21 protein-coding genes are annotated in these 24,934 nt (G+C 72.2%); 12 read left to right on the top strand and 9 right to left on the bottom strand.

What is annotated here, in order from left to right; translation table 11 throughout:
* Window positions 1-18 precede the first annotated feature (18 nt).
* The 6 genes from murJ to trxA all read left to right on the top strand — a co-directional run bounded on the left by murJ (window position 19) and on the right by trxA (window position 8,506).
* Window positions 19-2,526 carry a murein biosynthesis integral membrane protein MurJ gene (murJ, locus tag OG335_RS19075; protein WP_405012325.1) on the top strand — a complete coding sequence of 836 codons (2,508 nt, stop codon included), beginning with the start codon at window positions 19-21 and terminating at the stop codon, window positions 2,524-2,526.
* 224 nt (window positions 2,527-2,750) lie between these two features.
* A complete protein-coding gene (locus tag OG335_RS19070; protein WP_405012324.1) occupies window positions 2,751-5,096 on the top strand; it encodes a hypothetical protein in 2,346 nt (781 codons plus the stop codon).
* Between the two features lie 26 nt (window positions 5,097-5,122).
* Window positions 5,123-5,932 (top strand): RNA polymerase sigma factor SigM, encoded by an 810-nt coding sequence (gene sigM, locus OG335_RS19065; protein WP_405012323.1) that lies wholly within the window; start codon window positions 5,123-5,125, stop codon window positions 5,930-5,932.
* Window positions 5,929-6,861, top strand: a complete 933-nt coding sequence (locus tag OG335_RS19060) for a hypothetical protein (RefSeq protein WP_405012322.1) — start codon at window positions 5,929-5,931, stop codon at window positions 6,859-6,861. Before sigM ends, OG335_RS19060 begins: the two co-directional genes overlap by 4 nt.
* Before the next feature lie 239 nt (window positions 6,862-7,100).
* Complete coding sequence (gene trxB, locus OG335_RS19055; RefSeq protein ID WP_405012321.1) at window positions 7,101-8,069, top strand: thioredoxin-disulfide reductase; 969 nt, start codon at window positions 7,101-7,103, stop codon at window positions 8,067-8,069.
* Between the two features lie 110 nt (window positions 8,070-8,179).
* Window positions 8,180-8,506, top strand: coding sequence for a thioredoxin (gene trxA / locus OG335_RS19050; protein WP_405015449.1), 327 nt, complete (start codon window positions 8,180-8,182; stop codon window positions 8,504-8,506).
* Between the two features lie 126 nt (window positions 8,507-8,632).
* Here the strand turns inward: trxA and OG335_RS19045 are convergent, their stop codons facing one another.
* The 9 genes from OG335_RS19045 to rpmH form a co-directional block, all read right to left on the bottom strand.
* A complete protein-coding gene (locus OG335_RS19045; RefSeq protein WP_405012320.1) occupies window positions 8,633-9,250 on the bottom strand; it encodes a GNAT family N-acetyltransferase in 618 nt (205 codons plus the stop codon).
* Between the two features lie 113 nt (window positions 9,251-9,363).
* A complete protein-coding gene (locus OG335_RS19040; protein WP_405012319.1) occupies window positions 9,364-10,452 on the bottom strand; it encodes a ParB/RepB/Spo0J family partition protein in 1,089 nt (362 codons plus the stop codon).
* Window positions 10,449-11,417, bottom strand: a complete 969-nt coding sequence (locus OG335_RS19035; RefSeq protein ID WP_405015448.1) for a ParA family protein — start codon at window positions 11,415-11,417, stop codon at window positions 10,449-10,451. Before OG335_RS19035 ends, OG335_RS19040 begins: the two co-directional genes overlap by 4 nt.
* Window positions 11,418-11,723: 306 nt before the next feature.
* Window positions 11,724-12,551, bottom strand: coding sequence for a 16S rRNA (guanine(527)-N(7))-methyltransferase RsmG (gene rsmG, locus OG335_RS19030; RefSeq protein WP_405012318.1), 828 nt, complete (start codon window positions 12,549-12,551; stop codon window positions 11,724-11,726).
* Window positions 12,552-12,706: 155 nt separating this feature from the next.
* Window positions 12,707-13,243 (bottom strand): protein jag, encoded by a 537-nt coding sequence (locus OG335_RS19025; protein ID WP_405012317.1) that lies wholly within the window; start codon window positions 13,241-13,243, stop codon window positions 12,707-12,709.
* Between the two features lie 79 nt (window positions 13,244-13,322).
* Window positions 13,323-14,468 carry a membrane protein insertase YidC gene (gene yidC / locus OG335_RS19020; RefSeq protein ID WP_405012316.1) on the bottom strand — a complete coding sequence of 382 codons (1,146 nt, stop codon included), beginning with the start codon at window positions 14,466-14,468 and terminating at the stop codon, window positions 13,323-13,325.
* Between the two features lie 3 nt (window positions 14,469-14,471).
* On the bottom strand, window positions 14,472-14,786 hold the full coding sequence (gene yidD, locus OG335_RS19015; protein WP_405012315.1) for a membrane protein insertion efficiency factor YidD: 315 nt from the start codon (window positions 14,784-14,786) through the stop codon (window positions 14,472-14,474).
* Window positions 14,783-15,211: a ribonuclease P protein component gene (gene rnpA / locus OG335_RS19010; RefSeq protein WP_405012314.1), complete on the bottom strand. Its 429-nt coding sequence runs from the start codon at window positions 15,209-15,211 to the stop codon at window positions 14,783-14,785. The genes yidD and rnpA overlap by 4 nt, the downstream gene beginning before the upstream one ends.
* A gap of 19 nt (window positions 15,212-15,230) precedes the next feature.
* Window positions 15,231-15,368, bottom strand: coding sequence for a 50S ribosomal protein L34 (gene rpmH, locus OG335_RS19005; protein ID WP_078850492.1), 138 nt, complete (start codon window positions 15,366-15,368; stop codon window positions 15,231-15,233).
* A 433-nt stretch (window positions 15,369-15,801) separates the two neighbouring features.
* Here rpmH and dnaA point away from each other — a divergent pair, with 433 nt between their 5' ends.
* The 6 genes from dnaA to gyrB all read left to right on the top strand — a co-directional run bounded on the left by dnaA (window position 15,802) and on the right by gyrB (window position 24,918).
* Window positions 15,802-17,634 (top strand): chromosomal replication initiator protein DnaA, encoded by a 1,833-nt coding sequence (dnaA, locus tag OG335_RS19000; protein WP_405012313.1) that lies wholly within the window; start codon window positions 15,802-15,804, stop codon window positions 17,632-17,634.
* 997 nt (window positions 17,635-18,631) lie between these two features.
* Entirely contained in the window at window positions 18,632-19,762 is a 1,131-nt protein-coding gene (gene dnaN, locus OG335_RS18995; protein ID WP_405012312.1) for a DNA polymerase III subunit beta, read from the top strand.
* Window positions 19,763-19,972: 210 nt separating this feature from the next.
* Window positions 19,973-20,848 carry a phosphogluconate dehydrogenase (NAD(+)-dependent, decarboxylating) gene (gene gnd, locus OG335_RS18990; RefSeq protein WP_405012311.1) on the top strand — a complete coding sequence of 292 codons (876 nt, stop codon included), beginning with the start codon at window positions 19,973-19,975 and terminating at the stop codon, window positions 20,846-20,848.
* Window positions 20,849-20,875: 27 nt separating this feature from the next.
* Window positions 20,876-22,009 carry a DNA replication/repair protein RecF gene (recF, locus tag OG335_RS18985; protein ID WP_405012310.1) on the top strand — a complete coding sequence of 378 codons (1,134 nt, stop codon included), beginning with the start codon at window positions 20,876-20,878 and terminating at the stop codon, window positions 22,007-22,009.
* 61 nt (window positions 22,010-22,070) lie between these two features.
* The gene (locus OG335_RS18980; RefSeq protein WP_405012309.1) at window positions 22,071-22,646 is read left to right on the top strand and encodes a DUF721 domain-containing protein; all 576 of its coding nucleotides are present in this window, start codon (window positions 22,071-22,073) and stop codon (window positions 22,644-22,646) included.
* Between the two features lie 271 nt (window positions 22,647-22,917).
* Window positions 22,918-24,918, top strand: coding sequence for a DNA topoisomerase (ATP-hydrolyzing) subunit B (gene gyrB / locus OG335_RS18975; protein WP_405012308.1), 2,001 nt, complete (start codon window positions 22,918-22,920; stop codon window positions 24,916-24,918).
* Window positions 24,919-24,934 lie beyond the last annotated feature (16 nt).

Here is a 24,934-nt window from a genome sequence, read left to right as displayed (position 1 = left end):
GACCAGCGAAGAGGTGGCATGAGCAGCGGTCCGCGCGAGGAGCGAGCACAGGGCCGGGGCGGCGCCGGTAGCGCGGGCCCGCAGGCGCCCGCAGATCCCACCGACTCCGACCGGTACGTCGCCGACACCTACGCCCACGACCCCTACGCGGGCGACCCGTTCGGCAGCGCCGACGACCAGGATCCGTACGGGCTGCGCGCCGCCGAGGCCGCCGCCCTGCCGGTGCGGCACCCCGCGGCGGTGTCCGTCGAGCCGCCGCTGCTGGCCACCCCGGCGCCCCGCTGGCCCGGGACCGACGTGCTCACCGCCGACGGGCCCGGGGACACGGACGCGCCGGAGGGCCCCGGCGCACCCGGCGGCGGGCACGCCGACGGGGACGACCCGGACGCGCGGACGGCCGGTCCCGCGGCGGCGCCCGCCCGGGAGCCCGCGGACGAGGACGCCCCCGACGACACCGACGACACCGGCGACACCCCTGCCGAGGACCCGTCCTCCCCCGACGCCGACGGCGCCGCCGGCCGGGGCACGGTCACGCCGCCCCCCAGCCCGTCCCCGCCCGCCCCCGGTACCGTCCGGACCGAGGAGGACGAGGCGGCGGACTACCTCGGGGTCGACGCGCTCTTCAGCGGCGACCACAGCGCACCCGAGCCGCAGCCCTTCGTCCCGGCCATCGAGTTCGACCCGCCGCTCACCCCGGAGGAGGCCGGACTGCACGCCTCCTTCACCGACGGCGTCGCGCCCCCGGCCGCGCCCGGAACCGCGCCCGGCAAGGCCGGGAAGGCCGACAAGGCCGGGAAGGCCGCAGCGACGCCGCCCGCGTCACCGCCGACCCCGCCGCCCCTCGCCGCACCGGCGCCGGTGCCCGCCGGTCCGTCCGTCGGCGGCCGGGTCGCGAGCCTGGTGAACTCCAGCGCGATCATGGCCACCGGCACCCTCGTCTCCCGCGGCACCGGCTTCCTGCGCACGATGGTGATCGCCGCCGCGATCGGCGTCGCCACCATGGGCGACTCGTACAACGCCGCCAACACGCTGCCGACGCTGCTGTACATCCTCATCGGCGGCGGCGCGCTGAACGCCGTGTTCGTGCCGCAGCTGGTCCGCAGCATGAAGAACGACGAGGACGGCGGCACCGCGTACGCCAACCGCCTCCTCACCCTCGTGATGACCGGTCTCGCGGGCGTCGCCTTCGTCGCGGTCCTCGCCGCGCCGCTCCTCGTCCAGCTGATCTCGCACTCCCTGATGCGCGACCAGGCGAGTGCCGACACCACGGTCGCGCTGGCCCGGTACTGCCTGCCCACGATCTTCTTCATGGGCGTGCACGTGGTGATGGGCCAGATCCTCAACGCCCGCGGCCGGTTCGGCGCCATGATGTGGACCCCGGTCCTCAACAACCTCGTGGTGATCTTCACCTTCGGGATGTACCTCTGGGTCTACGGCACGTTCCAGCACAGCGGGGTCACCCCGCAGACCATCGCCCCGGAGGGCATCCGGCTGCTCGGCCTCGGCACCCTGCTCGGCCTCGCCGTCCAGGCCCTGGCGATGGTGCCCTACCTGCGGGCGTCCGGGTTCGCGTTCAGGCCGCGCTTCGACTGGCGGGGCCACGGCCTCGGCAAGGCCGCACGGCTCGCCAAGTGGACCTTCCTGTTCGTCCTCGCCAACCAGGCCGGCTTCCTCGTCGTCACCCAGCTCGCCACCGCCGCGGGCATCGCCGCCGAGTCCGACGGTCACCTCGGCGTCGGCCTCGCCGCCTACTCCAACGCGCTGCTGATCTGGCAGCTGCCGATGGCCGTGGTCACGGTGTCGGTGATGAGCGCCGTCCTCCCCCGGCTCTCCCGGGCCGCCGCCGACCACGACGCCGGGGCCGTCCGCGACGACCTCTCGTACGGGCTGCGCACCTCGGCCGTCGCCATCGTGCCCGCCGCCTTCCTCTTCCTCTCGCTCGGCCCGGTCATCGGCTCCGCGATCTACGGCCTCGGCAACGGCGGCGACGCCTCGCACGGCGCCCGGTCGATCGGCTACATGCTCTCCGCCTTCGCCCTGGGCCTGATCCCGTACTCCGTGCAGTACGTGCTGCTGCGCGGTTTCTACGCGTACGAGGACACCCGGACCCCGTTCTCCAACACCCTCTGGGTGGCCGTCTGCCAGGCCGCCACCGCGGTGCTGTGCTGGCTGGTCCTCCCCGCGCAGTGGGCCGTCACCGGCATGGCACTCGGCTACGGCGCCGCGTACGCGGTCGGCGTGGCCGTGGCCGTCCCCCGGCTCAAGGTGCGGACCGGCGGCCTCGACACCGGCCGGATCGCCAAGACGTACGTGCGGCTCGCGATCGCCTCCCTGCCGGCGGCCGCCCTCGGGCTGGCCGTCGAGGTGCTGATGCTCGCGCTCCTGGACAGTTGGCTGGGCAACGTTCTGACGCTGGCGGTAGCGGGAACGGTCCAGGTCGCGGTATTCCTGGTGATCGCCCGGAAGATGCGGATCGAGGAGCTGAACGCGATGCTCGGCATGGTGCGCAGCCGTATCGGTCGCTGACCGATGACATGACGTCAACCCGGTGCGGCCCCCGTGGCCGCCCCGGCGGAACGCCGCCGCTGGGCCGTCCACCCGGATTGTGTCGATGACGCAACCGGGAGGGCGGCCCAGCGGTCGTACCCCGGGGAGAACAGTGGGCACAATTGTCCTGGCACCCGGCGCCCGAACGGCCGGGACAGCCGGCCCTCCGGGGCCGGGCCGATACAAGGGGAGGCAGGACCACGGTGGCTGATGGCACCAAGTCGGTCGTCGACGCGTCCGTGGCGGACGAGACGGCGCTGGCCATGGCAGTCGAGGACTTCGCGGCGACGCACGCGGCGGACGGCGGGGCGCGGTCCGGCGACCTTCCTGACGCGGCCTCGGACGCCGCTGACGACGACTCTGCCACCGGCCCCGACGCCGTCGACGCCGACCGGGACGAGGCCGGGGACTCCACCGCGGCCGCCACCCGCGACCCCGCCTCCGCCGAGGGCGCCGAGGGCGCCCCTGAGGCCGTGGGGAGCCCGGCACCCACCCGGAGGCCCACCCCGACCGAGAAGGCCGCTGCAGCCGCCGTGGAGGACGCTGTGACGGCCCGCAGGCCAGAGTCCGGCCCCGAGGCCGAAGCCGGCGCCGAGACCGGCTCTGACGCCGACTCCGACGCGGACGCGGACACAGGCCCCGCCGCCGCGGCCGAGCCCGACCGGGATGCGGCCGCCCCCACCGTCGCACCCACCGTCGAGCCCGCCGCCACCGCCCCGGCGGACCTGTCCGAGTCCACCGCCCAGCTGTCGGCCGGCGAGATCGCCGCCGAACTCGCCGCGGGCGGCGCGGCCCGGGCCGCAGGCCGCAAGCCCTCCCGCACCGCCTCCGCCGACCGCCGTCCGGCCACCCGCACGGCCGCCCGCACGGCCGCCCCGAAGACCGACCGCGACGCGGACCCCGCCACCCGCCCGGCCGTCAGCACCGAGACCCTGGACGCCGACACCGGTACCCTCCCCGCCTCCCGCCCCGTCCCGCTGCGCCACAGCGGCGACAAGATCGGCGGCCGCTACCGGCTGGAGGAGTGCATCACCCAGACGGAGACGTTCAGCAGCTGGCGGGCCGTCGACGAGAAGCTCCGCCGCGCCGTCGGCGTCCACCTGATGGCAGCCGGCCACCGCCGGGCCAAGGCCGTGCTGACCGCGGCCCGCTCGGCCGCACTGCTCGGCGACCCCCGCTTCGTCCAGGTGCTCGACGCCGTCCAGGAGGGCGACCTCGTCTACGTCATCCGCGAGTGGCTGCCCGGCGCGTCGGACCTGGCACACCTGCTCGCCGACGGCCCGATGGAACCGTACGACGCCTACCAGATGGTCCGTCAGGTCACCGAGGCGGTAGCGGCCGCCCACCGCCGCGGACAGGCGCACCTCCGGCTCACCCCGCGCTGCGTCCTGCGGACCGACACCGGCCAGTACCGGATCAACGGCATCGCCGTGGATGCCGCACTGCGCGGCCTTCCCACCGACGACGCCGAGCTCACCGACACCCGCGCCATCGGTGCCCTGCTCTTCGCCGCCCTCACCCACCGCTGGCCCTACCCCGAGGACCGCTACGACCTCCGCGGCATGCCGAAGGACCTCGGCTGCGTGCCGCCCGACCAGGTACGGGCCGGCGTGCACAAGGGCCTCTCCGAGCTCGCCGCACGGACGCTGTGCACCAGTCCGCCGCACCACAAGCCGGCGATCGACAGCCCCGAGGAACTCTCCAAGGCGATCGCGCTGATGCCGAAGATCCGTCAGCCGGAGACGCCCGCGCCCACCTTCACCCCCCGCACGCCCAAGCCCGCACCCGCGCCGCAGACCGCCCACCACACCGCCCGGCCGACGGCGTCGGAGCCGCGCCCGGCCCAGCACCACACCGCGTACCCGGACACCACCGCCGCCGCCCCGCGGCCGCCCCGCAGGCGCCGCCGACTGCTGCGCTCCGCCCTGCGGGCGACCGCCTCGCTGATCGCCCTCACCGCGATCGTGGTCGGCTCCTGGCAGGCCGTCGAGTACCTCCACAAGCCGCGCCCGAACTCCGCCGCGCTGCCCTCCGTCCTCCAGCCGACAGCCCCCGGCGGCCAGGGTGGCTCCTCCGCCCCGCTCGAAGGCGTGACGCTCGCCTACGCCCCCACCTCGTTCAACGCCTTCGGCTCCGAGAAGGCCGAGCACGCGACCTCGCTCCCCAACATCAGCGACGGCAAGCCCGGCACCACCTGGACCACGCAGACCTACCAGGACCCCTTCGGCTCCGGCTACCGGCCCGGCACCGGCATCCTGCTCGACCTCGGCACCGCCCGCACGGTCGGCTCGGTCTCCGTCCAGCTCGTCGGCGGCTCCCACACCGTCGAACTCAGGGCAGCCCCCGCCGCCACCACGAGCGCGCCCCTCGTCAGCGAGTCCGGGTTCCAGGTCTTCGGCGGGCCCACCGCCTCCGGCAGCGGCACCGACCTCCGGCTCAAGCCGGCGAAGCCGATCACCACCCGCTACCTCTTGATCTGGCTGACCGCCATCCCCAACGATGGTGGCAGCTACCGCGGCCAGGTCGCCGAGGTCACGGTGAACGGCTGAGCCACGACGGGCAGGAGGTGGGAGGCATGGCGGACGAACCGTCCGACGCCGACCTGCTCGCCCGGCACGTGAGCGGCGACCCCGACGCCTTCGGCCTCCTCGTGCAGCGCCACCGCGACCGCCTCTGGGCCGTCGCCCTGCGGACCCTCGGCGACCACGAGGAGGCCGCCGACGCCCTCCAGGACGCCCTGGTGTCCGCCCTGCGCGCCGCGCACACCTTCGAGGGCCGCTCCCAGGTCACCACCTGGCTGCACCGGATCGTGGTCAACGCCTGCCTCGACCGGGCCCGCCGGGCCGCCACCCGCCGGGCCGCGCCGCTCGACGACCACCCCCGCGACCTCGACGCCGCCCTGGGCAACGCCGAGCCCACCGACCTGCTCGTCGTCCGGGCCGAGCTCCGCCGCGAGATCGGCGACGCCCTCCACACCCTCCCGATCGAGCAGCGCGCCGCCCTCGTCCTCGTCGACATGCAGGGCTACTCGGTCGCGGAGACGGCCGAGCTGCTCGGTGTTCCGGTCGGCACGGTCAAGAGCCGCTGCGCCCGCGGACGGGCCCGCCTGCTACCCCTCGTCCGCCACCTGCGCGGCGGGGACGTTTCACGTGAAACACCGCCCGCCGGGGGCCCCGCTCCCGGCGGAGGTTCCGCCCGGGCCAGGACCGACCCCGCCGTCGGCACCGGCGCGACCGGGAGCCGAACCACCGGCAGCGGAACGCCCGGCCGCGTTTCACGTGAAACCGAGTCCGTCGACGGGAACCCGTCCGCCCCCTCCCCCGTCCCAGATACGGGCGCGGCCGGACGCCGCACCTCCCGGGAAGGAGATGCGACCACGCGATGACGCCGCACACGCCTTCCGCAGCCGAACCCGCACACCCGGACATCGACGCGATCGCCGACCTCGCCGAAGGCCTCACCGATCCGGCAGCCGAGCCCGCGCTGCGCGCCCACCTCGCCGCCTGCGCCTCCTGCGCCGACACCCTCGCGGCGCTCTCCGACGTGCAGGATCTCCTGGGCGCCGTCGACACACCGCCGATGCCGGACGACGTGGCCCGGCGCATCGACACCGCGCTCGCCGCCGCCCGGACCCCTGCCGCCCCCGCCCCTGAGCCGACCGAGGCCGGCCGCACCGCAGTCGACGGCCACGGTCGGCACGCCGTACCCACCACATCCGGCCCGGGATCCGCCTCCGGCCCCGCTTCCGGCCCGGCCGCACGCCCGGGCCCCGGCGGCCCGGGCCGCCGGGGGCGCGGCCGCAGGCGTGCCGTCCTGGCCGCCGTGGCGGGCGTCGCCCTCGGCCTGGGCGCCCTGCTCGTCCCGCTCACCGCCCGCACCACCGACGGCGGCTCCACCGCGGACAGCGCCGCCCGACCGGCCGCGGGAGCCCAGAAGCCCGACACCAAGGCCGGCACCGACTTCGACGAGGCCACGCTCGCGGACCGGATCGGGCAGCTCGTCCGGTCCGCCACGAGCAGCCCCGCCGCGGCCGGACCCGACGCCTCCACCGCACCCGGCGCCCCCGGCCTGCAGGCACCCGAAGGCACCCCGCCCGGCGGGTCCGCGACCGCGGCACCGCCCTGCGCCGCCGCACTCACCGGCCGGGAACCGGGCGCCCTCGTCACCGCCGCCCCCGGCAGCTACCACGCGTCGCCCGTCACCGCGCTGGTCTACGCCGTCCCCGGACAGGACGCCTCGCTCGACGTCTACCTGATCACCCCGGACTGCGCGGCCCCCGGAATCCTCCTCCACCGCACCGTCCCGGCCCCCTGACGCCTGCCCCTGACTCCCGGCTCCTGACCCCTGACTCCTGGCCCCTCGGGAGCGCCGCTCCGCCGCCGCACCACGGCGCCGCGGAACGCCCACCCATCGGAACCTCCGCTCCCACAGTGCGGGCGCGTGGTACTGCCCGCCCCGGGAATGCGGGAGACTGGGCAGTCGTTGTCCCGGGCGGCGGAGCAGGACCGCCCTCCCCGCACCAACGCGGGTCGCGAAGCGAACCAGGAGATGCAGTGAGCGACGTCCGAAACGTGATCATCATCGGGTCCGGCCCTGCCGGATACACCGCTGCGCTGTACACCGCGCGTGCTTCCCTGAAGCCGCTGGTCTTCGAAGGCGCGGTCACCGCGGGCGGTGCGCTGATGAACACCACCGAGGTCGAGAACTTCCCCGGCTACCGCGACGGCATCATGGGCCCCGAGCTCATGGACAACATGCGGGCCCAGGCCGAGCGCTTCGGTGCCGAACTCGTCCCGGACGACATCGTCTCCGTCGACCTCACCGGCGACGTCAAGACCGTCACCGACTCCGAGGGCACCGTGCACCGCGCCCGCGCCGTCATCGTGGCCACCGGCTCCCAGCACCGCAAGCTCGGCCTCCCCCGCGAGGACGTGCTCTCCGGCCGCGGCGTCTCCTGGTGCGCCACCTGCGACGGCTTCTTCTTCCGCGACCAGGACATCGCCGTCGTCGGCGGCGGCGACACCGCGCTGGAGGAAGCCACCTTCCTCTCGCGCTTCGCCCGCTCCGTCACCGTCGTCCACCGCCGCGACTCGCTGCGTGCCTCCAAGGCCATGCAGGAGCGCGCGTTCGCCGACCCCAAGATCACCTTCGCCTGGGACAGCGCCGTCGAGGGCATCCACGGCGACCCCAAGCTGACCGGCCTCACCCTGCGCGACACCACCACCGGCGAGACCCGCGAGCTGGCCGTCACCGGCCTGTTCATCGCCATCGGCCACGACCCGCGCACCGAGCTCTTCACCGGCCAGCTCGACCTCGACGCCGAGGGCTACCTCAAGGTCGAGGCGCCCGGCACCCGCACCAACATCCCCGGTGTGTTCGGCTGCGGAGACGTCGTCGACCACACGTACCGTCAGGCGATCACCGCCGCCGGCACCGGCTGCTCCGCGGCCCTGGACGCCGAGCGCTACCTCGCCTCGCTGGCCGACCTGGAGGCCCAGGCCGCCGCCGTCGTCGCGGTCTGACCACACCCCGGGAAACAGAACCGCCCTCGCGGTTGTTGAACCCTTCGAAGGTGCCGGACGGCTCTCCCGCCGTCCTGCACCGCCTCTCCCGTGACCCCAAGGAGTGCTCCGTGGCCGGCGCCACCATCACCGTGACCGACGCGACCTTCGACGCCGAGGTACTCAAGAGCGACAAGCCCGTCCTGGTCGACTTCTGGGCCACCTGGTGCGGCCCGTGCCGCCAGGTCGCCCCGATCCTGGAAGAGATCGCCACCGAGCACAGCGACAAGCTGACCATCGCGAAGCTCGATGTCGACAACAACCAGGAGACCGCTGCCGCCTACAACGTCATCTCGATCCCGACGCTGAACGTCTACCAGAACGGCGAGCTGGTGAAGACCATCACCGGCGCCCGCCCGAAGGCGGCGCTGCTGCGCGAGCTGGCCGACTTCATCTAGGTCGTCCGCCGTCCGGCAAATGTCGAGGGCCCCGGGTCAACCCGGGGCCCTCGACGCGTTCCCGGTCCGGCCCGCCGTGCCCGATCCGCGGCTGTCGCCCGGGCCGTCGCCGGGCTGGCACCCGGGTCAGAACGGTCGCAGCACCGGCTCCTTCCGCGCCCCGCCGAGGAGGCGCTCCAACGCACCCTCGACGTCGCTGCGCCAGGTGACCGTGGTCCGCGACTCCAGCCGCAGCCGCGGGTACCGGTGGTGCGGGCGCACCGTCTTGAAGCCGACCGCCAGCAGGTGGTCGACGGGCAGCACACAGCTGGGCGTGGGCCGGCCGACCGCACCGAAGGCCTCGATCGCCCGGACCCCGCGATGCATCAGGTCCTTCACCACCGTCTGCACCAGCACCCGTCCCAGACCCTGCCGCTGGTAGCCCGGCTGCACCCGGCTCACCATCAGCTGGACGGCGTCCGGCGAGACCGGACTCGTCGGGAACGCCAGCGACCGGGGCACGTACGCCGGCGGCGCATAGAGCACGAACCCGGCGGGAACGTCGTCGACGTAGGCGATGCGCCCGCACGAGCCCCACTCCAGGAGCACCGCGGAGATCCAGCCCTCCTTCTCCAGCTCCGCCTTGCCGTCCTCCACCGCGGCCCGGGCACTCACCGGGTCCAGCTCCCAGAACACGCACGAACGGCAGCCGTCCGGCAGATCGACCAGGTTGTCCAGCGTCAGTGGAGCGAGCCTTCGACCCACACCCCCACACCTCCTCCAGCTCGGACCCACACCACGAGCTTGCTCCGAAAAGCACGAGGGGTGCACGTTTCACGTGAAACATGCACCCGCTCGTTCCGTTCCCGCCGTGTCGGTCAGCCCGAGGAGAGCTTCAGACCATCCTCGCCCGGCGCCAGGCTGTCCAGGATCCGGTTCAGGTCGTCCACCGAAGCGAACTCCAGCACCACCTTGCCCTTGCCCAGCTTGCCGTTGCGCTGTGACACCTCGACCTTCACCCGGGTCTCGAACCGGTCGGACAGCCGCCCGGCGAGATCGTTGAAGGCCGGGGAGAGGATCTTCCCCGCCTTGGGCCCGGTGGCCCGCTGCGGCTTCTCGTCCCGGTCCATCAGCGCCACGATCTCCTCGGTGGTCCGCACCGAGAGACCCTCCGCGATGATCCGGTGGGCGAGGCCGTCCTGACGTTCCGCATCCGGCACACCGAGCAGGGCCCTGGCGTGCCCGGCCGTCAGCACACCCGCGGCCACCCGCCGCTGCACGGCCGGCGACAGCTTCAGCAGGCGGAGCGTGTTGGAGACGTGCGACCGCGAGCGGCCGATCCGGTCCGCCAGCTCGTCGTGCGTGCAGGAGAAGTCACGCAGCAGCTGGTCGTACGCCGCCGCCTCCTCCAGGGGGTTCAGCTCGGCCCGGTGCAGGTTCTCCAGGAGGGCGTCCAGCAGAAGCTTGTCGTCATCGGTGGCCCGGACGATCGCGGGGATCAGCTCCAGGCCCGCCTCGCGGGACGCGCGCCAGCGGCGCTCGCCCATGATCAGCTCGAAGCGGTCCGCACCGACCTGGCGCACCACCACGGGCTGGAGCAGGCCGACCTCCTTGATGGAGGCGACCAACTCCGCGAGCTTGCTCTCGTCGAACACCTCACGGGGCTGCCGCGGGTTCGGCGTGATCGAGTCCAGCGGGAGCTCGGCGAAGCGGGCCCCCTCCACGGGGGCCAGGGCCGCTTCCAGGACGCTCCGCGGGTGCGGATCCCCCGCCAGTTCCCGCAGGCTGTCCGCGGCCGCCTTGGCCGCCACCGTGCCGCGCCCGGTCGGAAGCAAGGGCACGGCCGCCGGAGGCACCACCACTCCCGTCGGCGCGGTCGGCGGTGCCGCCGACGTCCCCGTCGCCGGAGTGGCCGCGGGGATCAGCGCCCCGAGCCCCCGTCCCAGCCCTCTGCGCCCACCACTCACCGGTTGCCCTCCATCGTGCCGTGCTGTGCCGCGCCGACGCCGTGCGTCGCGTCGGCGGTCCGCTGCTGCCCGACCGCACCGTAGCCCGCGCCGGTCTCCACCGGCTGCTCGGCCGTGACGGCCCGCAGGGCGAGTTCCCGGGCCGCCTCCAGGTAGGAGAGCGCACCCGTCGAGCCGGGGTCGTAGGTGAGGACCGTCTGACCGTAGCTGGGCGCCTCGGAGATCCGGACCGAGCGCGGGATCGCCGTCCGCAGCACCTCTCGTTCGAAGTGGGTCCGGACCTCCTCCGCGACCTGGGCGGCCAGCCGGGTACGGGCGTCGTACATCGTGAGCAGGATGGTCGAGACGTGCAGCGCCGGGTTCAGGTGCGCCCGCACCAGCTCGACGTTCCGCAGCAGCTGGCCGAGGCCCTCCAGCGCGTAGTACTCGCACTGGATCGGGATCAGCACCTCCGCGCCCGCGACCAGAGCATTGACGGTCAGCAGGCCGAGCGACGGCGGGCAGTCGATCAGGATGTAGTCGAGCGGCTGCTCGTACGCGGCGATCGCGCGCTGCAGCCGGCTCTCGCGTGCCACCAGCGAGACGAGCTCGATCTCGGCGCCGGCCAGGTCGATGGTGGCCGGGCAGCAGAACAGCCCCTCCACGTCCACGACCGGCTGGACGACGTCGGCGAGCGGCTTGCCCTCGACCAGGACGTCGTAGATCGACGGCACCTCGGCGTGGTGGTCGATACCGAGCGCCGTCGAGGCGTTGCCCTGGGGGTCGAGGTCGACGACCAGCACCCGCAGCCCGTGCAGTGCCAGTCCGGCGGCCAGGTTGACGGTGGTGGTGGTCTTGCCCACCCCGCCCTTCTGGTTGGCCACCACGATCACCCGGGTCGCGGCAGGCCTGGGAAGGCCCTCACCGGCCCGCCCGATGGCCTGTACCGCCGCCTGAGCGGCGCGCCCGATGGGCGTGTCGTCGATCTGGTGGATGGTCTCCGAGTCCTGCATGGGGGTCAGTGTTTCACGTGAAACCGGAGCGGCAACAGTCACCGCCATGGCACGGTCGAGGATTCCGGGGAGCAGTGAGCGACGTTTCACGTGAAACACCATGCCCGGATTGTCGCAAATCTGATGGTGCGACACTCCGTGTCGGGCCCACCTGCCCCGACCGGCCCAGTCCGCGCGCACCCGCCCGGCCCGCACACACCCGCCCGGAACGCCGGAACGCCGAGAGCGGGCGGCCACCGGGCCACCCGCTCTCTCTCCCCGCCCCGACACCGTCAGGTGTCAACGCCTCCGGCGCGAACCGCCCCGGCCGCCCTCGCGCGTCCCGCGGCCGGCCCGCGCGGCCTTCGCGCGCCGGGTGGCGGCCTTCACACCGCCGGGGCTCTCGCCCGCCTCGACCCGCACCACCTTCGTCGACGTCTCCAGCGTGCCCTCACCGACCGAGATCACCGACCAACCGACCGCACCGAGCCGCGTCAGCGCCGACCGCGAGTCCGCCAGCTCCTGCTCCGCGGTGTCGCCCTTGAGCGCCAGCATCTGCCCGTACGGCCGCAGCAGCGGCATGCCCCAGCCCGCCAGCCGGTCGAGCGGCGCCACCGCGCGTGCCGTGACGACGTCCACCGCCACCTTGCCGATCATCTCCTCGGCCCGGCCGCGCAGCACCGTGACGTTGTCCAGCCCCAGCTCCCGCACCACCTCCTCCAGGAAGGTCGTACGCCGCAGCAGGGGCTCCAGCAGGGTCACCGACACGTCGGGACGCGCCATCGCCACCGGGATGCCCGGCAGGCCCGCACCCGAGCCCACGTCGCACAGCGAGGCGTGCTGCGGCAGCAGCTCGGCCAGCACGGCGCAGTTCAGCACATGGCGGTCCCACAGCCGCGGCACCTCACGCGGCCCGATCAGCCCGCGCTGCACACCCGCCGTCGCCAGCAACCCGGTGTACCGCTCCGCGACGGCCAGCCGCTCACCGAAGATCGCCCGCGCCGCCTCGGGAGCATCGCCCGGACCCTCGGCGGGTGCGCCGTCCGCCGGGACGTGCCGCTCGGCAGCGTCCCGGCCGGGCACATCCTCCGACGGCCCGCCCTCGGTCGCCACGCCGTCCGTCTCCATGTCAGCCTCTCCGCTCACCGTATCCACCCCACATCAGGGACCATCCTCACGCGAGCCCCCACCCCGCGCGCAACCGGGACCCGCACCACCTGCCCGGAAGGAACGACGACCCCGCCCGCACAGGGCGGACGGGGTCGCTCGGTACAGCACCGACGTCAGCTCGGCAGCACGACCACGCACCGCTCGGGCTCCTCGCCCTCCGACTCGCTGCGCAGACCCGCAGCGGCCACGGCGTCGTGCACGACCTTGCGCTCGAAGGGCGTCATCGGCCGGAGCTTGACCTGCTCGCCACTGCTCCGGACCTGCTCGGCGGCCTCGGCGCCGAGCGCCGCCAGCTCCGACCGCTTGCGCGCCCGGAAACCTGCGACGTCGAGCATCAGCCGACTGCGCTCACCGGTCTCCCGGTGCACGGCCAGACGCGTCAGCTCCTGCAGTGCCTCCAGCACCTCGCCGTCCTGGCCGACCAGGCGCTGGAGCGTCCGGTCGTTGCCTTCTCCGACGATCGAGACCAGCGCCCGGTCGCCTTCGACGTCCATGTCGATGTCACCGTCGAGGTCCGCGATGTCCAGCAGACCCTCCAGGTAGTCGGCGGCAATGTCGCCCTCGCGCTCCAGCCGGGCCACGAGGCCCTCGCCGGACTCCGCGCCGGGCTCGACGTCGACCTCGACGGCGGAGGTGGTGCCTTCCGTCACTGATGGACTCCTTCGGGGATGGGCCCCCGGGTGGGGCCGGGAACGAAGATCTGCGGCCGTTCGGGCCGACTCCGACCGGTCAGGGCTTCTTCTTCGGCCGCTGGCCGCCGCGCTTGGGCTGCTGCCGGGTTCCGGCCTTGCCGACCGGCTGCTTGGACACGGGACTGCCTGCCGGCACCGCGTCGTGCTTGGTCAGGTCGGTCTGCGGCGCGTCCGCGGCGGCCTGGTCCTGGCCCGGCTCGCCCACGACCGGCTGGCCGCTCGCGTGCTGCCGCTGCGCCTTGGACTGCTTGCGCGGCTGCTGCCGGCGCACCTGCACGGTCTCCTCGACGACCGCGGCCGCGCTGGTCGCCGCCGGCTTGCCGCCGCCACCGCTCAGCGTGGCGAGCAGGCCGACCTTCTTGACGGAACCGTCGGGGTTGAGCCGGCCGGCCTTCTTGAGGCGGGTCTGGCGCTCGTCCCAGGCCTTCGAGCCGGGCGTCGGGTTGTTGCGGATGACGATCAGCTGCTGGCCCATCGACCACACGTTGGTGGTCAGCCAGTAGACGAGGACACCGACCGGGAAGTTGATGCCCATCACGGCGAACATGATCGGGAAGACGTACATCAGCATCTTCTGCTGCTGCATGAACGGCGTCTTGACCGTCAGGTCCATGTTCTTGGTCATCAGCTGGCGCTGGGTGATGAACTGCGACAGCGACATCAGCACGATCATGATCGCGACGACGATCTTGACGCTGACCTCGTCCGAGCCCAGGAAGGTCGCGGACAGCGGGGCGCCGAAGATGTGCGCCTGCTGCGCGCTGTTCAGCAGGTCGCTGTTGATGACGCCGATCGTCTTGTCGTTGGCCACCGAGGCCAGCACACCGTAGAGGGCGGTGAAGAACGGGGCCTGGACCAGGATCGGGAGACAGCTCGAGAAGGGGTTGGTACCCGCCTCCTTGTAGAGCTTCATCATCTCTTCGGACTGGCGCTGCCGGTCGTTCTTGTAGCGCTCCTGGATGGCCTTCATCTTCGGCTGAATGGCCTGCATCGCGCGGGTCGCCTTGATCTGCTTCACGAAGAGCGGGATCAGGCAGATCCGGATGACGATCACCATCGAAACGATGGACAGACCCCAGGCCCAGCCGCCGTCCGGATCGAAGACGTGGCTGTACAGCGAGTGGAACTGGACGATGATCCAGGACACCGCTGTGTAGAGGGGATTCAGGAAGGAGAAGGTCACCGGTCAGGCTCCTTGGACATCAGGATTGGCCACCGGCTCCGGCCCGGCGGTTCCACTCTTCGGGCTCAGCAGATTGCGCACCCGGCGGTGCCACACCGGATGCTTGCGCGGTGGCACGTGATCGACCCCGCCCGGCGACCAGGGGTTGCAGCGCAGGATGCGCCACGCGGTCAGAGCGCTCCCCTTGACCGCACCGTGCAGGTGCACCGCGTCGTACCCGTAGTGCGAGCACGAGGGGTAGTAACGGCACACCGGTCCGAGCAGCGGACTGATCGTCCACTGGTAGAGCCTGATCAGCCCCATCAGCAGGTACTTCATCGCCCTGCTCCCGTCGGCGCGGTGCCGGTCGGTTCTGCCCGGAGCAGTCGCCGCAGCGCCGCATCCAGGTCACGTTCGAGATCGAGATACGACGCCGTCCCCGCAGGGGGCAGCGCGCGTACCACTATCAGGCTACCTGCGGGCAGCCTGGGCAGACGCTCACGGACCAAGTGACGAAGCCGACGCTTCACGAGATTGCGCACGACCGCGGGACCCACGGCCTTGCTCACGACGAAACCCGCACGCACCGAAGGAAGACCTTCGGCCGCGTGCGGGCCACAGTCGCTCTCCCGGTCCGCCTGCCCCGGCCTGCCGCCCTCTCTGTCGAGATGGACGACCAGCAGGGGCTTGCCGGCCCGGCGACCGCGTTTCACCGCGGTCGAGAAGTCCTGGCGCCGCCGCAGCCGATTCTCGGAGGGCAGCACGTCGGAACCCGTGCGCTGATCAGGCGGACAGGTTGGTGCGGCCCTTGCCACGGCGGTTGGCCAGGATGGCGCGGCCGGCGCGGGTACGCATCCGCAGCCGGAAGCCGTGGGTCTTGGCGCGACGACGGTTGTTCGGCTGGAAGGTGCGCTTGCTCACTCGGGGGCTCCTGAGGTGAATCGTAGGATGACGGGGCGTCGCCTGGCCGTCACCGTGCGTCCGCGCGATCTTCCCTGGGCGGGAAATCCGACCTCAACCACCAGGTCTGCTGGGGTTGGGGCAATGCACACGGCGCCCGTGCTGCGCGCCTTGTGGAAGCGGGTGGACCCGCGGGCATGCGGCAGCGGCCATCGACAACTCGACCTGGTTACGGTACGCGGCAGCGCACCGAGGGGTCAAACCGGCAGCCTCCGCGCCCGTCGCCCACAGCCTGTGGACAACAACTTGAATCCACTCTGCCCGCTGACTACCGTTGCAGGACTTGTCGGGTTTGTTCATCGATCGGACCGGCACTCCGAGTCCATCTGACACCACCCCGAGCCGGGGGCATCCCCGGCCGAAGGCTGGGGGCAGAACGAGAAAGCGTGCACCAGTGGCTGATGTCAACAGCGATCTCGTCCCGCTCTGGGCGAAGGTCGTCGAGCGGCTGGTCAACGACGCTGACGTCGGGGACAGCGACAAGATGTGGCTCCGCCGCACGCAACCCATGTGGATGATGCACGACACCGCCCTGCTGGCGGCCCCCAACGAGCGGGCCAAGCAGGTGCTGGAGGGCCGGCTCCTCCCCCAGCTCACCGAGGCGCTCACCTACGAGTTCGCCCGCCCCGTGCGGATCGCCGTCATGGTGGACGCCAACGCGATGCCCACCCCGGCGTCCGCGCCGGAGCCCCCCGCCGAGCCGTCCCGGCTGCCTCCCGGCCAGGAGTGGCCGGCCCAGCCGTACCACGGCGAGCAGGAGTACGGGGCGCCCGCCTACGAGCAGCAGCAGCCGTACGGGCCCCGCCAGGACCGGTACGAGAGCCCTCGCTACGAGCAGCCGCAGCAACCCCCGTACCAGGACGAGCAGCCCTCCTGGGCGGAGCAGCAGGGCGGGCCGTCGGTCTGGGAGCAGGCGCCGTACGAGCAGCCCGGCCCGGGCGCCGGACGGCGCCCGGAGCAAGCCCGGCCGAAGGGCCTCCCGGCGGCGACGCCCGCCCAGGGCGACCTCTTCGGCGGCGTCCTCGGCCCCGACCCCGGGGAGGCCCGGCCGCGGCCCGGCGGCCCCGCGCGCCGCGCGGCCGCGCACCGCCCGGCCCACCAGCACCCGACCGGTCCGGCCCTGCCCGAGCGGACGCCCGGTGTGCCGGCCCCGCCCGGCGCCCCGCCGGCCGGCGGCTCCCGCAAGGACGAGCCGGCGGCCCGGCTGAACCCCAAGTACCTGTTCGACACCTTCGTGATCGGCGCGAGCAACCGCTTCGCGCACGCGGCGGCGGTCGCCGTGGCCGAGGCCCCGGCGAAGGCGTACAACCCGCTGTTCATCTACGGCGAGTCCGGGCTCGGCAAGACGCACCTGCTGCACGCGATCGGCCACTACTCGCGGAGCCTCTTCCCGGGCACCCGGGTGCGGTACGTGAGCTCGGAGGAGTTCACCAACGAGTTCATCAACTCGATCCGGGACGGCAAGGCGGACGCGTTCCGCAAGCGGTACCGGGACATGGACATCCTGCTGGTGGACGACGTCCAGTTCCTGGCGAGCAAGGAGTCCACGCAGGAGGAGTTCTTCCACACCTTCAACACGCTGCACAACGCGAACAAGCAGATCGTGCTCTCCTCGGACCGGCCGCCCAAACAGCTGATCACGCTGGAGGACCGGCTGCGGAACCGCTTCGAGTGGGGACTCATCACCGACGTCACCCCGCCGGAGCTGGAGACCCGGATCGCGATCCTGCGCAAGAAGGCGATCCAGGAGCAGCTCAACGCCCCGGCGGACGTGCTGGAGTTCATCGCCTCCCGGATCACCCGCAACATCCGCGAGCTGGAGGGGGCCCTGATCCGGGTCACCGCCTTCGCGAACCTCAACCGGGCGCCGGTCGACCTGGAGCTGGCCGCGATCGTCCTCAAGGACCTGATCCCCGGGGGCGACGAGGACGCGGGCCCCGAGATCACCGCGCAGGTGATCATGCAGCAGACGGCGGCGTACTTCGGCCTCGGTGTCGAGGACCTCTGCGGGTCGTCCCGCAGCCGTGTCCTGGTGACGGCACGCCAGATCGCCATGTACCTGTGCCGGGAGCTCACGGACCTGTCGCTGCCGAAGATCGGCGCCCAGTTCGGCGGGCGGGACCACACGACCGTCATGCACGCCGACCGGAAGATCCGGTCGTTGATGGCCGAGCGGCGGTCCATCTACAACCAGGTGACCGAGCTGACCAACCGGATCAAGAGCTAGCTGCGACAGCGCCCCTGACGGCGCTGCGGACACCTCCAGGGCCTCGTCGGCCACCGTCGGCGGGGCCTTTTCGCATGCCTGCGGGCCGGGTGTGCGGCGGGTGCGGGCCGATGTGGCCGGCCGGGCGCGGGCCGGACGCGGGGCGGGTGTGCGACGGCAGGAGCGGGGCAGCATTCCTCCCGGGGGCGTGAACGGGCGGAAAGCGCCCGATGGAACATCTGACCGTTCATTCGAACGGGGCAGGTCGGCGGCGCCGTAATCCACAGGAACGGGTGGTTTTCCCCGTCCACAGCCGCTGCGGGGCGGAGTTATCCAGAATTCCTCCACAGGGCCGCCCGGGTTACGCTCGTCCGTGCAGGTCAGGTGCCTGTGGACTTGTGCACAACAGTTATCCACAGGCTGTGGACAGTTGACGCTCCGCCAGTCGGGTGGTCGGGTTGTCCACCGACTGTCCCCAGGAAGTCTGGGCTTATCCCCAGGTTCTCCACAGCTGTATCCACAGTTCGGCAACATGCCGCTACTGTTCACCCCCAGGTGTGAAAGGCGTCACGTGATGTTGCTCGACGCCCGTGGATAACCGGGGCATCATCTGGGGACGGACCTGGGGATAACCTGTGGATACTCAGCGTGCCCTGTGGGTAACTCTCGGTTGTCCACAGCAGGGCCTGGTTGTCCACAGTCGCGGTCCACAGGCGCTGTGGACAAAATCCGGGGTCTGACCTGTGGAAACGGGGTTATCCACGGTATCCACAGGCCCTACTACTACCACTACACATAGAGACCTGGAAGCTTGATCAACAGTGGGGCGGGCCGAAATCTGTGGACAACCGCTCCCCGACATCTGTTCGGGTTCGCGGTGCCCATCTGCCCCGAGTGTCCGTGGAGTACGTCAGACTGTTCTCGGCAACTGGAAGCCGGAGTGGTTGCTCCGGCCGGCCCAGTGCACGAAGACGATCGATCGCGGAAGCGACGGCAGTGAGCCAGGAGGCGGTTACCGGTGAAGTTCCGGGTGGAGCGTGATGTCCTCGCGGAGGCGGTGGCCTGGGCTGCTCGCAGCCTCCCGGCGCGGCCGCCGGTGCCGGTGCTGGCCGGCCTGCTGCTGACGGCCCAGGAGGGTGCTCTGGCGCTCTCCGGGTTCGACTACGAGGTCTCGGCCAGGGTCGAGCTGGAGGCGGACGTCGAGGAAGCGGGTACGGTGCTGGTCTCCGGCCGCCTGCTCAACGACATCTCGCGCAACCTGCCGAACCGGCCGGTGGAGATCTCCACCGACGGCATGCGGGTCAGCCTGGTCTGCGGCAGCTCCCGGTTCACCCTCCCGACGCTGCCGGTCGACGAGTACCCGGCCCTGCCGCAGATGCCGACCGCCACCGGCACGGTCTCCGGCGACGTGTTCGCCTCCGCCGTCAGCCAGGCCGCGGTGGCCGCGGGCCGCGACGACACCCTGCCGGTGCTCACCGGCGTCCGGGTCGAGATCGAGGGCGACCGGATCACCCTGGCCGCCACGGACCGGTACCGCTTCGCCGTCCGCGAGCTGCTCTGGAAGCCCGAGCAGCCGGACATCAGCGCGGTCGCCCTGGTGCCCGCCAAGACCCTGCAGGACATCGCCAAGTCCCTCGGCAGCGGTGACACGGTCTCCATCGCGCTCGCCTCCGGCGGCGCCGGTGAGGGCCTGATCGGCTTCGAGGGCGCGGGCCGCCGGACGACCACCCGGCTGCTGGAGGGCGAGTTCCCGAAGTTCCGCAGCCTGTTCCCGACCGAGTTCTCGGCGGTCGCGGCGATCCAGACCCAGCCCTTCCTGGAGGCGCTCAAGCGCGTCTCCCTGGTGGCCGAGCGCAACACCCCGGTGCGGCTCAGCTTCGAGCAGGGAGTGCTCACCCTGGAGGCCGGGTCCGGCGACGACGCCCAGGCCACCGAGCGGGTCGACGCCGACCTCGAAGGCGACGACATCTCGATCGCGTTCAACCCGGGCTACCTGGAGGAGGGCCTCAAGGCCATCGACTCCGCCTACGCCCAGCTGAGCTTCACCACGCCCACCAAGCCGGCCCTGCTCAGCGGCAAGCCCGCCGTCGACGCCGAGGCCGACGAGGCGTACCAGTACCTGATCATGCCGGTGCGGCTCTCGGGCTGACGAGGGGCGCCGCCGCGAGCCCGCTCGCCGGCCCCGCGCGGTCGCGGCCGCACCGGGTCGTGCATCCACGGCACCGTCCACAGACTGTGGACACGAGGCCTCGTCCGGTCGGCTGCGACCGCGCGGGGCCTCGCCGCTGGGCGGCGTAGGCTCAGCCTGTGCGGCAACGGCGCCGCCGTCTCGGCACGAAACCACAGTGAAGGACTTGTCATGGAGCTCGGCCTCATCGGTCTCGGCAAGATGGGCGGCAACATGCGCGAGCGCATCCGCCGCGCCGGCCACACCGTCATCGGCTACGACCGCAACCCCGACCTCGCGGACGTGAACAGCCTCCAGGAGCTCGTCAGCAAGCTCCAGAGCCCCCGCGTCGTCTGGGTGATGGTCCCCGCCGGAGGCCCGACCCAGGACACCGTCGACGAACTCGCCGACCTCCTCGCCCCCGGCGACGTCGTCGTCGACGGCGGCAACTCCCGCTGGACCGACGACGTCAAGCACGCCGAAACCCTCGCCGCCCAGGGCATCGGCTTCGTCGACTGCGGCGTCTCCGGCGGCGTCTGGGGCCTGGAGAACGGCTACGCCCTCATGTACGGCGGCGACGCCGCCCACGTCGCCACCGTCCAGCCCGTCTTCGACGCCCTCAAGCCCGAAGGCGACTCCGGCGCCGTCCACGCCGGCAAGGTCGGCGCCGGCCACTTCGCCAAGATGGTCCACAACGGCATCGAGTACGCCATGATGCAGGCCTTCGCCGAAGGCTGGGAACTCCTCGAAGCCGCCCCCGAGGTCACCGACGTCCGCGAGGTCTTCCGCTCCTGGCAGGAAGGCACCGTCATCCGCTCCTGGCTCCTCGACCTCGCCGTCCGCGCCCTCGACGACGACGAACACCTCGCAAAGCTCAAGGGCTGGGCCGCCGACTCCGGCGAAGGCCGCTGGACCGTCGAAGCCGCCATCGACCACGCCGTCCCCCTCCCCGCCATCACCGCCTCCCTCTTCGCCCGCTTCGCCTCCCGCCAGGACGACTCCCCCCAGATGAAGATGATCGCCGCACTGCGCAACCAGTTCGGCGGCCACGCGGTCGAGTCGAAGTAACCCACAGAAGGCGGGCGCAGCCCCCACATGCATGTCGCGCACCTGTCGCTCGCCGACTTCCGTTCGTACGCCCGGGTCGAGGTGCCCCTCGACCCGGGCGTCACGGCGTTCGTGGGGCCCAACGGCCAGGGCAAGACCAACCTCGTCGAGGCGGTCGGTTACGTCGCCACGCTGGGCAGCCACCGGGTGGCCACGGATGCCCCGCTGATCCGTCTCGGCACCGAGCGGGCCGTGGTGCGCTGCTCGGTCGTCCGGGACCGGCGGACGACCCTGGTCGAGCTGGAGATCACCGCGGGCAAGGCCAACCGGGCCCGGATCAACCGCTCGGACAACGTGCGCCCGCGGGACGTCCTCGGGCTGCTGAGGACGGTGCTCTTCGCCCCCGAGGACCTGGCCCTGGTGAAGGGCGATCCCGGTGAGCGCCGCCGCTTCCTCGACGAGCTGCTGACCGCGCGCGCACCCCGCCTCGCGGGCGTGCGGCAGGACTACGAGCGGGTGCTCAAGCAGCGGAACGCCCTGCTGAAGACCGCGGCGATGGCCCGCCGGGCGGGCGGCGGCAAGGGCGCGGACCTCTCCACCCTGGAGATCTGGGACGGCCACCTGGCCCGGGCCGGTGCCGAACTCACCGCCTTCCGGCTGCAGCTGGTCGCCACCCTGCAGCCGCTCACCGCGGAGGCGTACCGGCAGTTGGCCCCGGGCGGCGGCGAGCCCGTGCTGGAGTACCGCAGTTCCTTCGAGGGCGCGTTGCCGACCAGCCGCGAGGAGGCGGAGGAGCAGCTGCTGGCCGCGATGCAGGCCGCCCGCAAGCAGGAGATCGAGCGGGGGCTGACCCTCGTCGGCCCGCACCGTGACGAGGTGGTGCTGCGGCTCGGCCCGCTCCCGGCCAAGGGGTACGCGAGCCACGGCGAGAGCTGGTCGTTCGCGCTGGCGCTGCGGCTCGCCTCGTACGAACTGCTGAAGGCGGACGGCGGCGAGCCGGTGCTCATCCTCGACGACGTCTTCGCCGAGCTGGACGCCCGGCGCCGGGACCGGCTGGCCGAGCTCGTGGCCGGCGGCGAGCAGGTGCTCGTGACGGCCGCGGTGGCGGAGGACGTGCCGAAGGCCCTCGCGGGAGTGCGCTACGGCGTCTCCGACGGCACGGTGGACCGTCTGGACGCGTGAGTCCCGTGGGTTCCGTACGCTGGAAGGCTCATCCGTCGCCGGGACCAAGGAGCACCGCGCCATGAGCGAGACGCCGGAGCCGTCGGGTGCGGGTGCGTCGGGTGCGTCGGAACCTGCGGGGGCGGGGGCATCGGCGGCGGGCACGTCGGGGGTCGACCTGGCCCGGGTCGCGCTGCGGGCGGCCAAGGAGCAGGCGCGGCAGCGCGGCGAGCAGGTCCGGGAGAAGCGTGAGGCGAAGCGGCACGGGCTGCGCAGCGGGGCGCGTGCGGACGGCCGTGACCCGGTGCCGCTGGGGGCGGCGCTGAATCGTTTGATCACGGAGCGGGGTTGGGAGGCGCCGGCGGCGGTCGGCGGGGTGATGGGCCGGTGGCCGCAGATCGTCGGGCCCGACATCGCGGCGCACTGTGTGCCGGTGCAGTTCGTGGAGGCCGAGGCGGTGCTCACCGTGCAGTGCGACTCCACCGCGTGGGCCACCCAACTCAGACTTCTGGCAAGACAGTTGGTGGCACGGCTGAACCACGAGCTCGGGCACGGCACGGTCCGGGTGATCAAGGTGCTCGGGCCGGACGCCCCCAAGCGCGGCTACGGCCGGCTGCGGGCACCGGGGAGCAGGGGCCCGGGCGACACCTGGGGCTGAGCACGTCACCCGGAGTGAACCGTTCCGGAACGGCTGACGGCCCGCGTAGGGGCACTGAAACCCCCGGCCGAGTATCGGGACATGTGCGGAGGGGATTCAGGGCGGCACATCTGCCCTCAGGGGCTGCCAAACGCCCATCTCTGTCAGTCGTACCGGTAGACTGGAACGCAAACACAGTTGCTCGTAGCAACCGAGTCGAAACGCCGTGGTCGCAGACCCGCCCGAGACGGGGGCGGGGGTGCGGCCCGCACTGTGCCAGAGAGGGCGCTTCGTGGCCGATTCCGGCAACCCCAGCCAGACCAATGAACCCATCGACCCGGCGACCGGGAAGTCCTACGACGCCAACGCCATCCAGGTGTTGGAGGGCCTCGACGCCGTTCGCAAGCGCCCCGGCATGTACATCGGATCCACCGGCGAGCGGGGCCTGCACCACCTGGTGCAGGAGGTCGTGGACAACTCCGTCGACGAGGCGATGGCCGGGCACGCGGACACCATCGGCGTGACGATCCTGGCCGACGGCGCCGTGCGGGTCGTCGACAACGGCCGCGGCATCCCGGTGGGCAACGTCCCGGGTCAGGAGAAGCCGGCGGTCGAGGTCGTGCTGACCGTGCTCCACGCCGGCGGCAAGTTCGGCGGCGGCGGCTACGCCGTCTCCGGTGGTCTGCACGGTGTCGGCGTCTCGGTGGTGAACGCCCTCTCCACCCGGCTCTCCGTCGAGATCCACACCGACGGTCACCGCTGGACCCAGGACTACAAGATGGGCGCGCCGACCGCGCCGCTCGACCGGCACGAGACGACCGACCGCACCGGCACCAGCGTCACCTTCTGGGCCGACCCGGACATCTTCGAGACCACGGTCTACTCCTTCGAGACGCTGTCGCGGCGCTTCCAGGAGATGGCGTTCCTCAACAAGGGCCTCACCATCTCGCTGACCGACGAGCGCCCCGAGCACTACGACGACGAGGGCAACCCGCTCACCGTCAGCTACCGGTACGACGGCGGCATCGCGGACTTCGTCGCCCACCTCAACTCCCGCAAGGGCGAGCCCGTCCACCCGTCCGTCATCGACTTCGAGGCCGAGGACAAGGACCGGACGATCTCCGTCGAGATCGCCATGCAGTGGAACAGCTCGTACACCGAGGGCGTCTACTCCTTCGCCAACACCATCCACACCCACGGCGGCGGCACCCACGAGGAGGGCTTCCGCGCCGCGCTCACCGGCCTGATGAACCGGTACGCGCGCGACAAGAAGATCCTCCGCGAGAAGGACGACAACCTCTCCGGCGAGGACATCCGCGAGGGCCTGACCGCGATCATCTCGATCAAGCTCGGCGAGCCGCAGTTCGAGGGCCAGACCAAGGACAAGCTCGGCAACACCGAGGCGAAGACCTTCGTGCAGAAGGTCGTCAACGAGCACTTCGCCGACTGGCTGGACCGCAACCCCGTCGAGGCCGCGGACATCATCCGCAAGTCCATCCAGGCCGCCAGCGCGCGCGTCGCCGCCCGCAAGGCCCGCGACCTCACGCGCCGCAAGGGCCTGCTGGAGACGGCCTCGCTGCCCGGCAAGCTCTCCGACTGCCAGTCCAAGGACCCGGCGGAGTGCGAGATCTTCATCGTCGAGGGCGACTCGGCCGGCGGCTCCGCCAAGCAGGGCCGCGACCCGCGCATCCAGGCGATCCTCCCGATCCGCGGCAAGATCCTGAACGTCGAGAAGGCCCGCATCGACAAGGTGCTCCAGAACACCGAGGTCCAGGCGCTGATCTCGGCGTTCGGCTGCGGCATCCAGGAGGACTACGACGAGTCGAAGCTCCGCTATCACAAGATCGTCCTGATGGCGGACGCCGACGTCGACGGACAGCACATCCGCACCCTGCTGCTCACCCTGCTCTTCCGCTTCATGCGGCCGCTGGTCGAGTCCGGGTACGTCTACCTCGCCATGCCCCCGCTGTACAAGATCAAGTGGGGCAAGGACGACTTCGAGTACGTCTACTCCGACCGCGAGCGCGACTCCGTCATCGCCGCGGGCGTCGCGGCCGGGCGCCGACTGCCCAAGGACGACGCGATCCAGCGCTTCAAGGGCCTCGGCGAGATGAACGCCGAGGAACTCCGCATCACCACCATGGACCAGGCGCACCGGCTGCTGCAGCAGATCACCCTGGAGGACGCGGCCCGCGCCGACGACCTCTTCTCCGTCCTCATGGGCGAGGACGTCGAGGCCCGCCGCTCCTTCATCCAGCGCAACGCCAAGGACGTCCGCTTCCTGGACGTCTGACGGGGCCGAACCCCGC

The organism is Kitasatospora sp. NBC_01539 (genome assembly GCF_045040525.1).
Lineage (GTDB): Bacteria > Actinomycetota > Actinomycetes > Streptomycetales > Streptomycetaceae > Kitasatospora.
Note: the sequence above shows the minus strand (reverse complement) of the source record. Positions and strands in the feature narration are given on the sequence as shown.

Excerpts from the sequence above, each read along its gene's own strand:
- sigM (WP_405012323.1), top strand. The coding sequence starts at position 5,123 with ATGGCGGACGAACCGTCCGACGCCGACCTGCTCGCCCGGCACGTGAGC.
- gnd (WP_405012311.1), top strand. The coding sequence starts at position 19,973 with ATGGAGCTCGGCCTCATCGGTCTCGGCAAGATGGGCGGCAACATGCGC.
- OG335_RS18980 (WP_405012309.1), top strand. The coding sequence starts at position 22,071 with ATGAGCGAGACGCCGGAGCCGTCGGGTGCGGGTGCGTCGGGTGCGTCG.
- rsmG (WP_405012318.1), bottom strand. The coding sequence starts at position 12,551 with ATGGAGACGGACGGCGTGGCGACCGAGGGCGGGCCGTCGGAGGATGTG.
- yidD (WP_405012315.1), bottom strand. The coding sequence starts at position 14,786 with ATGAAGTACCTGCTGATGGGGCTGATCAGGCTCTACCAGTGGACGATC.
- recF (WP_405012310.1), top strand. The coding sequence starts at position 20,876 with ATGCATGTCGCGCACCTGTCGCTCGCCGACTTCCGTTCGTACGCCCGG.
- OG335_RS19060 (WP_405012322.1), top strand. The coding sequence starts at position 5,929 with ATGACGCCGCACACGCCTTCCGCAGCCGAACCCGCACACCCGGACATC.
- murJ (WP_405012325.1), top strand. The coding sequence starts at position 19 with ATGAGCAGCGGTCCGCGCGAGGAGCGAGCACAGGGCCGGGGCGGCGCC.